At 68.4% G+C, this 12851-nt stretch carries 7 protein-coding genes; 5 read left to right on the top strand and 2 right to left on the bottom strand.

Going from position 1 to position 12851, the window contains the following annotated elements; translation table 11 throughout:
- Positions 1-8: 8 nt before the first annotated feature.
- Positions 9-2375 (top strand): [protein-PII] uridylyltransferase, encoded by a 2367-nt coding sequence (locus tag ACWEOW_RS07445; protein ID WP_452268540.1) that lies wholly within the window; start codon positions 9-11, stop codon positions 2373-2375.
- A gap of 46 nt (positions 2376-2421) precedes the next feature.
- Entirely contained in the window at positions 2422-4044 is a 1623-nt protein-coding gene (gene ffh / locus ACWEOW_RS07440; protein WP_452268539.1) for a signal recognition particle protein, read from the top strand.
- A 1087-nt stretch (positions 4045-5131) separates the two neighbouring features.
- Here ffh and ACWEOW_RS07435 read toward each other — a convergent pair.
- Positions 5132-7075: a primary-amine oxidase gene (locus ACWEOW_RS07435; protein ID WP_452268538.1), complete on the bottom strand. Its 1944-nt coding sequence runs from the start codon at positions 7073-7075 to the stop codon at positions 5132-5134.
- Positions 7076-7223: 148 nt separating this feature from the next.
- On the opposite strand from ACWEOW_RS07435, the gene ACWEOW_RS07430 reads away from it, so the two are divergent.
- A complete protein-coding gene (locus tag ACWEOW_RS07430) occupies positions 7224-8669 on the top strand; it encodes a gamma-aminobutyraldehyde dehydrogenase (RefSeq protein WP_452268537.1) in 1446 nt (481 codons plus the stop codon).
- A 24-nt stretch (positions 8670-8693) separates the two neighbouring features.
- Here ACWEOW_RS07430 and ACWEOW_RS07425 read toward each other — a convergent pair whose 3' ends face one another.
- On the bottom strand, positions 8694-9902 hold the full coding sequence (locus ACWEOW_RS07425) for a serine hydrolase domain-containing protein (RefSeq protein ID WP_452268536.1): 1209 nt from the start codon (positions 9900-9902) through the stop codon (positions 8694-8696).
- Positions 9903-9942: 40 nt separating this feature from the next.
- Between ACWEOW_RS07425 and ACWEOW_RS07420 the strand changes: the two genes are divergently transcribed.
- Entirely contained in the window at positions 9943-11256 is a 1314-nt protein-coding gene (locus ACWEOW_RS07420; protein WP_452268535.1) for a serine hydrolase domain-containing protein, read from the top strand.
- 62 nt (positions 11257-11318) lie between these two features.
- On the top strand, positions 11319-12758 hold the full coding sequence (locus tag ACWEOW_RS07415) for a biotin carboxylase (RefSeq protein WP_452268534.1): 1440 nt from the start codon (positions 11319-11321) through the stop codon (positions 12756-12758).
- Positions 12759-12851 lie beyond the last annotated feature (93 nt).

Here is a 12851-nt window from a genome sequence, read left to right as displayed (position 1 = left end):
GGAACCCCATGACGGATGTGACCTCACGACGTCTGGACCTCGCCGGCACCCGGACCTTCGCGACGCCCGGGGCGGGGCAGACCCGCCGCCGGGCGCTCGCGGAGTTCGGGTTCGGGTGGCTCCAGGAGCTCTGGCGCGATGCGTGCGCCGGCCGCCGGCACGAGGGCGTGGCCCTGGCCGCAGTCGGCTCGCTCGCGCGGGGTGACGGCGGGCCGCTCAGCGACTACGACCTCGTCCTCGTGCACCACCCACGAGGGCTGTCGGGCAAGGAGGTCGGCGCCTTTGCCGACAAGCTCTGGTACCCGATCTGGGACGCGGGGGTCCGGCTCGACCACAGCGTCCGCACCGTGGCCGACTGCCGGGCTGTTGCGTCCGAGGATCTCTCGGCGGCCGTGGGCCTGCTCGACCTGACCCACGTGGCCGGCGACGCGGACGTCGTCAACGCCGCCCGCTCGACGGTGGCGCACGACTGGCGCGCCAACGCCCGGACCAGGCTCGACGAGATGCACGAGTCGGTGGTGAGCCGGCACGCGCGCCAGGGCGACCTCGCCCACCTCATCGAGCCGGACCTCAAGGAGGCCCATGGCGGGCTCCGGGACATGGCGGTGCTCCGGGCGCTCACCGCGGCCTGGCTGACGGACCGCCCGCACGGCGAGGTCGACGCGGCATACGAGCGGATTCTCGACGTGCGCGACGCGATCCACGTCGTGACCGGCCGCGGTCGCGACCGCCTCACCAGGGACGACCAGGATGCGAGCGCGGCGCTGCTGGGTTACACGGACGCCGACGACCTGCTCACCGACCTGTCCACATCGGCGCGCACGATCGCGTATGCCGTCGACGGGACTCTGCGGCGAGCGATGCAGTCCCAGCGTGCGAGGACCCTGCGGGTCGGCCCGCGACGGCCCCAGCTCTCCCCGCTCGGCTACGGGCTCTACCGGCACGACGGTGAAGCGGTGCTCGGCCCGTCGGCAGACCTCTCGTCGGATCCGATCATCCCACTGCGCGCGGCCGTCGTCGCTGCGCGCGGCGGCATACCTCTGTCTCCGGCCACACTGAAGAACCTTGCGGCACAAGCACCCCCACTTCCCGAGCCGTGGCCGGAGGTGGCCCGCAACCTGTTCGCGGACCTGCTGGCCGCCGGGCCCGGGCTGGTGACTGTGTGGGAAGGGCTCGACCTCGCCGGTGTCGTCGAGCGCTGGATCCCGGAGTGGAAGGCGGTCCGCAGCCGCCCACAGCGCAACGCCGTGCACCGCCACACGGTCGACCGGCATCTCATCGAGACGGTCGTCGCGGCGAGCGGGATGGTCCGCGACGTCGCCCGCCCCGACCTGCTCATGCTCGCGGCGGTCCTGCACGACATCGGCAAGGTGCCCGGCACGCAGGACCACTCCGCCACCGGCGCCGCCCTCGCCGAGACGGCGCTCGAGCGCATGGGCGTTTCGGCGCCCGACCGGGCCGTCGTCGTGCGGCTCGTCCGCGAGCACCTCACCCTCGTGGACCTCGCCACCCGCCGCGACCCGGAGGACCGCGCGACCATCGCGGCGCTCACGGCCGCCGTCGATGGCTCGGTCACCACCCTCGACCTCCTGCGCGCCCTCACCGAGGCGGACGCGTCAGCCGCCGGCCCGAAGGCCTGGAGCGACTGGCGAGCCGGGCTCGTCATGCGGCTCTACACCGCCTGCCGGACGGCACTCACCGCCCAGACGCACGGAGAGGGCCCACTCGTCGTGGAGCCGATCGAGTCCTTGCCGCTCTCGGACGCTGCGCTCGAGCGCGTCGCGTCCGGCGAGCCCTACGTGACGGTGTCCTCCCTCGGGGGAGCCCACCGCGTCGACATCATCGCCCGGGACCGCGCCGGCCTCTTCGCCGACACCGCCGGTCTGCTCGCAGCGCACGGGTTCGTCGTGCGCTCCGCCATCGTCCGGACCCTCGACGGGCTCGCCGTCAACGAGTGGTGGGTCGACTCGCCCGGCGGCGAGACGCCCCTGCCCGAGATCCTTGCCCGCGACCTCGTCCGGGTCGCAGCTGGGGACAGGGCACCACTCGGCAAGCTGCAGCGCCGCAAGTCCTCCACCGGCCTTCGCAGCCCCGGGTCGGGCTCGCCCGACTCGACACGGGCGATGGTGATCAGCAGCGCGTCGGACAGCGCGACCGTGATCGAGGTGCGGGCGACGGACCGCCCCGGCCTGCTCCAGGACATCGGCATCACGCTGGCTCGCGCCTCCCTGTCGGTGCGTTCGGCCCATATCGCCACATATGCCGGCCAGACGCTGGACACCTTCTATGTGACGGAGTTCGGCGGCGGGCAGCTCGCGCCGGCGCGCGCGGCGCAGGCCGTGGCCATGATCATCGACACGTGCGACGGCGGCTGATGGGCGTCGAATCGGTAGTTGCGCGCCAAACGGATAAAGTTGCCGGGTGTTCGCATCCCTGTCTGACCGGCTGACCGCCACTTTCAAGAATCTGCGCGGCAAGGGCCGCCTGTCGGAGCACGACGTCAACGCGACGATCCGTGACATCCGGCTCGCGCTGCTCGACGCGGACGTGGCCCTGCCCGTCGTCAAGCGGTTCACCGCCGCGGTGCGCGAGCGCGCGCTCGGCGCCGAGGTCAGCCAGGCGCTCAACCCGGCCCAGCAGGTCGTCAAGATCGTGAACGAGGAGCTCGTCGGCATCCTCGGCGGGCAGACGCGCACGATCCGCTTCGCCAAGACCCCGCCGACCGTCATCATGCTCGCGGGCCTGCAGGGCTCCGGCAAGACGACCTTCGCCGGCAAGCTCGGCCGCTGGCTCAAGGACCAGGGACACACCCCGCTGCTCGTGGCCGCGGACCTGCAGCGGCCCAACGCCGTCTCGCAGCTCGAGGTGACCGGTGAGCGCGCCGGGGTGCCCGTATTCGCTCCCGAGCGCGGCAACATGGGCGGCCACGACGCCGTGCTGGAGTCAGGGGAGGGGACGCGGTCGTTCGGCGACCCGGTCGCGGTCTCGCGGATGGGTATCGAGCAGGCTCGCGCCAAGCAGTACGACGTCGTCATCGTCGACACCGCCGGTCGCCTCGCCGTCGACGCGGACCTCATGCAGCAGGCGGCGGACATCCGCGCCGCGATCCAGCCCGACGAGGTCCTGTTCGTCATCGACGCGATGATCGGCCAGGCCGCGGTCGAGACCGCCCAGGCGTTCCACGAGGGCGTCGCCTTCACCGGTGTGGTGCTCTCCAAGCTCGACGGCGACGCTCGCGGTGGTGCGGCGCTCTCGGTCACCGAGATCACCGGCGAGCCGATCATGTTCGCGTCGGTCGGCGAGAAGGTCACCGATGTCGAGGTCTTCCACCCCGACCGCATGGCCAGCCGCATCCTCGACATGGGCGACGTGCTCACCCTCATCGAGCAGGCCGAGAAGGCGTTCGACAAGCGCCAGGCCGACGAGATGGCGCGCAAGTTCCTGGCCGAGGAGGACTTCACCTTCGAGGACTTCCTCCAGCAGATGAACGCCATCAAGCGCATGGGCTCGCTGAAGTCGATGCTCAAGATGATGCCGGGCATGCAGGGGATGCGTGACCAGCTCGACGCCTTCGACGACCGCGAGTTCGACCGCATCGAGGCGATGGTCCGGTCGATGACCCCGTTCGAGCGCACCCACCCGAAGCAGATCAACGGCTCCCGCCGGCTGCGCATCGCCAAGGGCTCGGGCGTGACCGTGACCGACGTCAACCAGCTCCTGGAGCGGTTCGGACAGGCGCAGAAGATGATGAAGTCGCTCGCGCGCGGAGGTGGTGGCGGACTGCCGGGTATGCCGGGCATCCCCGGGACCGGCAAGCGCGGTCGTCAGCAGCAGCCGCAGCGCCGCAAGAGCAAGAGCGGCAACCCCGCCAAGCGTGCCGCGGAGGAGCGCGCTGCCGCCGAGCGTGCCGCCGCCGGGCGTGCCAATGCGGCGGCGAGCGCGTTCGGTGCACCGAGTGGTGCAGACGGCAAGGGCGACCCGATGGCCGACTTCGACCCATCGAACCTCCCCAAGGGCTTCGAGAAGTTCCTCGGCAAGAGCTGACACCGCGTCCGCCCGCTGCGGGGATCCGACCTGCGGTCTGCTGAAGCCTTTGCGACGCGCCTGAAAATGCATGGCGCATCCCGGCCGCCGTCACGCAACGGTGGCGCGCTGAGCGACCCCCGCTGCAGGAGATCGCGAGTCCTACCGGCAGCGCAGCGCGGTGATCCGTCGAGCACTGGACTTGACGGGGGACGATCACCTCGGATGTCCGTTGGGGCTGCTCAGCACCTGACCGCATGGGTTCCTCGGCTTGGCGTTGATGGCAAGTGACACCCTCGCGGACGCCATCGAGACCGGGGTCAGGTTCCAGAACCTCTCTGGTGCCATGGTCGTCTGGTCGTGATGTCCAAGGGACGGCACGTTCGAGCTGCGCGCCCAACGGCCGGACCCAACCCTGGACCCGGCGGTCGGCCCGAACGGATCGAGTTCGGCGAGGAGGTTGTCTCGGTCGAACCGATCGCCGACAGCAACTGGCTGGTGACGCGGGCCTTCGGCGTGCGCACCGAGCACCGCGAAGTGGTGGTGTGCTCCGGCGCCCAGTGGCACCCCAACCAGCCGACGTTGCCCGGCACGTTCACCGGCGAGGTCCGCCACTCCGTCACCTACCGATCGGCTGCGGAGCTCAGCGGCAAGCGGGTCCGTGTGAAGCCCAACGCGATGCTGGACCAGAGGTTCATCGAGCGGTGGAAGTCCCCTCCGTACCCCAGCGCAGCGAGGTCGGACACGTCGGCCGCAGGAGCGTGTTCGGGTGCTGTATGTGACGTCGTGGCTCCTTCTCTGCCACGCATCTCCCGTAAACGAAAGAAATACCGTTGCCTCCCGGTTCGGGACAATGGGGTCTTCCGCCGGTGGCGAGCCCGGAATGCGCAGCGATCCGCAGTTTGACCGGTTGATGGCGCCGATTGCCTTTTCGGAATGGGTGTTTTTTTCGGCGGTCGGAGAAGGACACGAACCCGACCGCGGCCGCTCATCCACCCGCGGAATTACGCTCGGCGAGGTGCGACGATCCGAACGGCTACGTCATCGGACCGACGCGGCCGTCATCGCCGACGCGCTCATGATGGAGGCCAAGTGCCTGGCCGTGGTGTCAGTGGTGCAGGTGGTGCTGATAGTCGTAGACGGTGTGGCAGTGGTCGCCGTCAGGTGCCTTCTCCGACTGCGCGACGTCGATGGCCGGGTTCTGGTCGAAGAATCCGAACGGCTTGAGCCAGAACGAAATGATGTCCGCGGGCATGATCGGCCACTCCTCGACGCGCGTGATGTGGTGGAGGCCGAAGACGTACCACAGCACGACGTCGGTGTTCTCGAGCGGTTCGTCGTCCGCGACCCATCTCGACATGCCGGTGTCGTGCTCGGACTGCGTCGGGTAGGCACCCGCAGGCCAGCGCTCGTCGTCATGGTGCCGGGTCACCCACAGTGTGTGGCCGATGACCGGAGCTCGCAGGTACTGTGCGCTGGTGGGGTCCAGCATCGCCGGGAACGCGCCGCCCGGCACCAGCTTGTATGCCGTGTTGGTCCCGTGCTTGTTGGTGCGGTTGGGATTCACGACCTTCCAGGACCGCTGACGTTCCCAGCTGTAGTCGCGCGCTGCCTCGGCCTCGGACGTGACCGCGGTGGACACGGTCACCAGGTCCAGGCCGTAGGGGTTGTCGGCGGAGATGGGCAATGCCTCCGAGTCCACCTCCATGACGGTGTTCTCCCCGCCATCGATGTCGAGGTCGAGCCGGGCGACGATGAAGTGCTGGTGGAACGGTGCATAGGTTCGCCGGTCCACCACGGTGCCTGTCCGAGGGGCATCCTCGCCTTCACCGAACGGCGTGGTGACCATGATGCCGGTGGCACGCACCTCGCACTCGATGTTCCCGTCTTGGTAGAAGCGCCAGTAGATGAGGTACTCGTAGTTCGCCACGGTGGCGTGACAGGACACGACGAGCCGGCGCATGCGTCGGACCTCGGCCCCCGTGTGACCGTCGACGTGCTTCCACAGGACGGCGTTGTCCTCCTCGTGGATGCAGATTGCGTTCGGGATGTCGTAGGGCTCGGCCTTGCTGTCGTGCATGACAGCGTCGACGTACACGATCTCGCCGAGGCAGTCACAGCCAAGCTCCAGCGACGTGACGAGGAAGCCGAGCCCCCACTCGCCGATGTCGTAAGCGGTGCGCCGGTAGTGGTCGAACGACGAATCCCGATAAGGCACCACCATCTCGGCGAGCGACATCCGGTAGGCGATGTCACGAGTCACGCCGTGGTCGTCGTACGTCACCAGGAAGATGACCGGACCCTCGCGATGGTTGAACCCCAGCCGCATCGACCAGTTCTGCCACTTCAGCTCCGTGCCGTCGATGGTGAACGACACTCCCTCGGGCTGCGTGACGAACAGCGGCTTGAGGTCGGTGCGCTGCTCACCGGTCCACAGCCCCGGAACGTACTCGCCCTGCACCTCTGGTCTGCCGTGGTCGGTCTCCTCCTCGATCTCGAGCAGCTCCATGGTGTTCACGTCGACGATGAGCTTCAGTCCGGAGACGGGGTGGGCGAAGGGGTTTCCGTCCGGGGTCTCCCGGATCCACAGGTCGCACCATCCCACGCGACGGTCCCGCCACTGCTCAGGAATCAGCTGCCGACCGTAGGTCCAGACGTCGACCAGGACGAGGGACAGGTCGGTGATCCCGCGCTTCGCCAGCGCGGCGATCACCTCGGGATGCTTTCGCATCGTCTCGTCGCACTCGTACAGCTCGTCCACCGTGAAGTTCGGCACCACACCGGGAACGTGCGTCCACGACACGACCGAGTCCTGATCGAGGTCGACGACGGCCTCATAGGTCTGGTTGTCCTCGCGGTTCCACACGACCGCTTGCGTCTGCCGTGGAAGGTGGTCGCCCGGACTCCAGGCCTTCACCTCGGCCTTCGTGGGCTCGACCAGCTCGATGGACGCGAACCGCCAGGCATCAGTCACCCGTTGCTCTCGTCGCAGGACCTGCGCTGTCTTCCGGAACTCGTCGGCTCCGAGCGGCTCGAGTGGATGCTGCGCCATGTCCCCGCCTCCTCCGTGCACCCCGTGATTGCCTGCCATCAAACCACCACGCACGAACGACGGCCACCGTGAGAATCCGGTCTGTCGAAATCCCGTCCATCAGGGCTAGCGTGAATGTGCCCACAACGCCGGTCGAGGAGGCACGGAAATGTCGGACAAGATGGTCTTTCACAACATCATCAATGGGGAGGTCCAGACGAGCGCCTCGGGCGCGATGATGGATATCGTCAATCCCTCGACGGGCGACGTGTACGCATCTGCGCCTCGCTCAGACGAGGCGGACGTGGACCTCGCCTTCAAGGCGGCCGGCAAGGCCTTCGAAACCTGGCGCTGGACGACCCCATCGGAGCGACAGAGAGCCCTGCTCAAGCTTGCCGACGTCATCGAGGAGAACGCCGATGAGCTCGTCGCGATCGAGAGCGAGAACACCGGCAAGCCGGTGGCACTCACTCGCTCGGAGGAGATTCCCCCGATGGTCGACCAGATCCGCTTCTTCGCTGGGGCGGCCCGCGTGCTCGAGGGCAGGTCGACCGGCGAGTATATGCGCGGCTTCACGTCCTCGATCCGGCGCGAGCCGATCGGTCCGGTCGGCCAGGTGGCCCCGTGGAACTACCCGATGATGATGTCGGTGTGGAAGTTCGCACCCGCACTTGCCGCCGGCAACACGGTCGTGCTGAAGCCGTCCGACACGACGCCTGCCTCGTCGTACTGGATGGTCTCCAAGATGCAGGAGATCTTCCCGCCCGGCGTATGCAACCTCATCTGCGGCGACCGCGACACCGGAGCTGCCCTCACCGCGCACCCGATCCCGCAGCTCGTGTCCATCACGGGCTCCACCAGGGCGGGGATCGCTGTGGCGACCGCGGCCGCGGCCGACCTCAAGCGCGCCCACCTCGAGCTGGGCGGCAAGGCACCCGTCGTGGTCTTCGACGACGCGGACCTCGAGCAGGCGGTCGACGGGATCTCGGTCGCCGGTCTGTTCAATGCCGGGCAGGACTGCACGGCAGCCACCCGGGTGCTTGCCGAGAAGGGGGTGTATGACGACTTCGTCAGCGCGCTGACGGAGGCCGCCAAGAACACCAAGACGGGTTACGACGCCGAGGACGAGGACATTCTCTATGGCCCGATCAACAACCCCAACCAGCTCGCGCACGTCTCAGGCCTGGTCGAGCGCGCTCCGGAACACGCCAAGGTGACCACGGGCGGCCGCCGGGCCGGAGGTGCGGGCTTCTTCTACGAGCCGACGGTCGTCGCCGACCTGCGCCAGGACGACGAGCTGATCACCACGGAGATCTTCGGGCCGGTGCTCACGGTGCAGAGGTTCACCGACGAGGACGAGGCCGTCGCCTTTGCCAACGGCAGCCAGTACGGACTCGCCTCCTCGGTGTGGACCCAGGACGTGGGGCGGGCCAACCGCATGGCGATGCGGATCGACGCGGGCTGCGTGTGGGTCAATACCCACATCCCCCTCGTCGCGGAGATGCCGCACGGTGGCTTCAAGCACTCCGGGTACGGAAAGGACCTGTCGATGTACGGGTTCGAGGACTACACCCGGATCAAGCACGTGATGGTCCACCACGGCTTCGAGGGGTGAGGACTCACCCGGATCCGCCCACAGTCAGGAACGACCGATGGCGCCGAAGGCTCGCAGCGTGTCGACGAGGTACGACGTGTTCTGGGCCGTCGGCCAGCTGGACAGCTTCACGCCGACCGTTCGGGTGGCCGGGTCGACGTGAATCATCTGCCCGTGGATGCCGAGGCAGACGAGCGCCGTGCTGTGGTGGTGCGGGACGAACCAGAACTGGTTGCGGTACCACCCGTTCGGGAGGACCTCGTTGTTGTCGGTCACCGCGAAAGCGTGACGAACGTCGGCGGGCGGCCGCCACGCGTCTCTGATCCAGCTGCTCGGCACGACCTCACGGCCGTTGACCCGGCCCTCGTCGAGGAGAAGCTGACCGAACCGGGCCAGGTCTCGGGCAACTGCGCTCATCCCGCCGTCGTGAACAGCGGAACCGAGCTGGTCGCAGGTGATGTCGGCGTCGTGCTCGGCCCCCATCGGGATCCAGAGCAGCCGCGAGACGAGGTCAGCCATCCGCCTGCCGGCGGCGCGCTCGCACACCCAGCCGAGCATGTCCGTGTCGGCCGACCGGTACGTGAACACGCCGCCATGCGGCTCCGAGCTGCGCATCGTCGTCAGGTACTCGTACATCCCGACGGGGTCGCCGGGCTGGATCGGTCGCCATCCCATCGACCGCTCCATGACACGGACCTCGGCCTCGGGGTGCTCGTAGGTCTCCCGGAAGACCACGCCGGTGCGCATGTCGAGAAGGTCGCGGACGGTCGCGCCGTCGTAGCCCGAGCCCCGGACCTCCCAGACGTAGTCGGTCACGGGCGCCCCGGGCTCGAGCAGGCCCTCCCGGGTCAGGATTCCGGCCACACAGCCCACGACGGACTTGGACACCGACATCAGCAGGTGGGGGGTGCGAGCCGTCATGTCTCCGACGTAGCGCTCCTCGACGACGACACCATCACGAACGACGAGGAGGGCGTCGGTGAAAGTATCGTCGAATACCTCCGCAGCGGTCGCGGACGACCCGTCGAGCCGGACGACGTCGACGTCGAGTGCACCCGGCCGGGGCCTGACGGTCAGCGGTCGCACTCGCACCGGGTCGGCGGGGATCGCGTGGGTGGGTATGAGCTCGCGCATGTGCTGGAACGCCCATCGCACGTTGCGCGAATCCTGCCAGCTGGCAAGCGAAACCACGGTCTCATCGGGTGGCGGAAATCCGGTCATGCGAGGCGGGACGTCCGCTGGGGCGGGCTGCATGCGGTCACGGTACCCGACGCCCCTCGACTATGCTGCCGCCATGTTCGGGTCGGGCGATCCGCTGCGGCGAGACGCATCCACCACCCCCACGAACTGGCAGGAACCGCCCCAGAACAGGTGGTCGTTCTGGCATGTGAGGGAGCTGTTGCCGACCCAGCGGGTGTCCCGGGGCGCAGGCCCGGTTCGAGAGCTGCCCCGGGCGCCCGCCGACGCGGAGCTGCTGTCGATCGAGGTGGTGCTGCACGACCGGTCCACCGCGACCGTGGGAGACGTCCTCGCCAGGACTTTCACCGACGCGTATGCCGTGGCGCAGGGCGGCGTCGTCGTCGCGGAGGGGTATGCCCCGACCGGGGGGCCGTCGCAGCCTCACGCCCTCCTGTCGGTGACGAAGTCGGTCGTGGGCTGCGTCGCCGCAGTTTTGGCCGACCGAGGCGCCCTGGAGCTCGATCGCGACGTGGCGGACTATGTGCCAGAGCTCGATGGCACGGGGTATGCCGGGGCGACCGTCCAGCAGCTGCTGGACATGCGCAGCGGTGTGCGGTTCCGAGAGGACTACACAGACCCGGACGCCGAGGTCCGGATGCTCGACCGGTGGATCGTTCCTGGTGGTGGCGCCGGCCCTGCGGCGGAGGTGCCACGCGGGCTGTACCCGTTCCTGGGCACGCTGCGCGCCGAGGCGCCCCATGGGAGCCGCTTCCTCTACCGGTCAGGCGAGACCGATGCCCTGGGCTGGGTCTGCGAGCGGGCAGGGGGCGCGCGGATGGCCGACCTGATGTCGGATCTCGTGTGGGCGCCCATGGGCGCGGCCCGCGACGCCGAGATCATCTGCGACGCCGTCGGTACGGCGGTTCACGACGGAGGACTGGCCGCTACCGCGACCGACCTCCTGCGGTTCGGTCAGATGATCCTCGATGGTGGCGCGGTACCCGACGGCAGGGGGGGCACCGTCCAGGTGCTGCCTGCCCCATGGCTGCGCAGGTCCTGGGCCGTGGACGCCGACGCCCGGCAGGCCTTCCTGTCCTCCCCGGCCGAGGCGGCATTCCCGGGGGGGTGGTACCGCAACCAGTTCTGGTTCCGGCCCGGTGAACACGGTGATGTCCTGCTCGCGCTCGGCATCCACGGGCAGATGCTGCACGTGAGCCGGCGGACCGGCACCGTGGCGGTGAAGCTGTCGAGCTGGCCCGATGCCCAGAACCCGGCATATGTCCAGGACACGCTGCGCGCACTCGACGCCGTCGGCGGCTCCTTCGTGAACCGGCCGTCCACGGGCGCGGCCCGCCGACTGCCGGGGGTCGTGTCCGGGGTTCGGCGGAGCGGCGCATCCTCACAGCGTCCGCGCGGGTTCCTCGCCTGAATGCTTGCGGTGACACCGCCGAGACATTGGCTCTAACCTGAAGGGCACCAGGAGGAGCAACCATGACCCAGCACCTCAACGGGATCTCCGAGATCAGGTCTTTCTTCCGGACGAACTCCCAACCGATCTACTTTGTGGGGCCGACCGCCTTCAACCTGCTGGGAATCGACCGGTGGGTGCGCAACTTCGAGTACATCGTGTACTACGACTCGTGGGATGGTGCCCATCCACGGTTGTTCACCCCTCGGAACAAGCCCTATGTCGAGTTCGAGTCGAGCGAGCAGATCAACAACTACCTACTGCGCGACGTCGAGGTGCAGACCTACCTGCGACGCCGCGGCGGCACGCCGATGGTGGTCATGGTGTTCTTCGACGAGGAGACCGAGGACATCTGCCGCGAGCTGGGGTACCAGCTCATCCTGCCGCCTGACTCGCTCCGGCGACGCCTGGACTCGAAGATCGTGACGACCCAGCTCGGCAATGAGGCGGGCGCTCCGTCCGTGCCGAACGTCCTTGGCACTGCGCACAGCTGGGGGGAGCTCACGACGTTGTCGGAGCACCACGGTCTCGGGACCGACCTGGTGGTCCAGACCCCCTACGGCGACTCGGGAAAGACGACCTTCTTTCTCCGCTCCGAGAAGGACTGGGACAGGAATGTCGAAGACCTCGTCGGCGAGCAGCTCAAGATCATGAGGCGCATCGACAACAAGGCCGCCGCCGTCGAGGCCTGCATCACCCGTCACGGGACGGTCGTCGGGCCGTTCATGACCGACCTGACTGGCTACCCGGAGCTCACGCCCTACAAGGGTGGGTGGTGCGGAAACGACCTGTTCCCCGAGGCGCTGACGTCGAAACAGCGCGCAACCGCGATCGGCCACGTGCGGCGGCTCGGCGACCGGCTGGCCGAGGAGGGCTACTTGGGGTTTCTCGAGATCGACGTGCTGGTCGACCTCAATGACGACGAGGTCTATCTCGGCGAGCTGAACCCGCGCATCTCGGGTGCCTCCTCGATGACCAACGTGACCGCCGGTGCTTACGCCGACGTACCGCTCTTCCTGTTCCACCTGCTGGAGTTCATGGACGTCGACTACTCCGTCGATGTCGAGGAGATCAACGATCGGTGGCGGGAGCTTGCAGCGGTCGACGTATGGGCCCAGCTGATCATGAAGGAGCCCGCGGACGTCGTGGAGCGCATCCTCCGGGCGCCTCGGACGGGCACCTACCACCTCGACGAGGAGGGCGGGCTCGAGTTCGCGCGCGTGAGCAATGACTGGCACGACGTCACCCACGAGGACGAGGCCTTCTACCTCCGCGTCTACGGAACAGGCGACTACCGCTTCAAGGGAGCGGACCTCGGCATCCTCGTCACCAAGGGTCGCATGCAGACCGCTGACGGACTGACGAAGCGCTGCCGGTCCTACATCGACGGGATCCGTGCGGAGTACGTCTCGGAGCCGATCCCCGAACCTGCCTCACCGATGCCGATCGCGTACGTCAAGTGACGCGGTCGCCCCGCTGGTGCTGACCGTAGTCCCGCGGTTCCCGACCCGCGGCCCAGCCTGACCGCGGGTCCGACAAACGACGCACTCGCCAGT

The sequence above is a fragment of the Monashia sp. NPDC004114 genome (assembly GCF_053603855.1).
Note: the sequence above shows the minus strand (reverse complement) of the source record. Positions and strands in the feature narration are given on the sequence as shown.

What these genes read in the sequence shown, in the direction of transcription:
- ACWEOW_RS07425 (WP_452268536.1), bottom strand. Translation starts at nt 9,902, where the DNA reads ATGCAGCCCGCCCCAGCGGACGTCCCGCCTCGCATGACCGGATTTCCG.
- ACWEOW_RS07435 (WP_452268538.1), bottom strand. Translation starts at nt 7,075, where the DNA reads ATGGCGCAGCATCCACTCGAGCCGCTCGGAGCCGACGAGTTCCGGAAG.
- ACWEOW_RS07430 (WP_452268537.1), top strand. Translation starts at nt 7,224, where the DNA reads ATGTCGGACAAGATGGTCTTTCACAACATCATCAATGGGGAGGTCCAG.
- ACWEOW_RS07445 (WP_452268540.1), top strand. Translation starts at nt 9, where the DNA reads ATGACGGATGTGACCTCACGACGTCTGGACCTCGCCGGCACCCGGACC.
- ACWEOW_RS07415 (WP_452268534.1), top strand. Translation starts at nt 11,319, where the DNA reads ATGACCCAGCACCTCAACGGGATCTCCGAGATCAGGTCTTTCTTCCGG.
- ACWEOW_RS07420 (WP_452268535.1), top strand. Translation starts at nt 9,943, where the DNA reads ATGTTCGGGTCGGGCGATCCGCTGCGGCGAGACGCATCCACCACCCCC.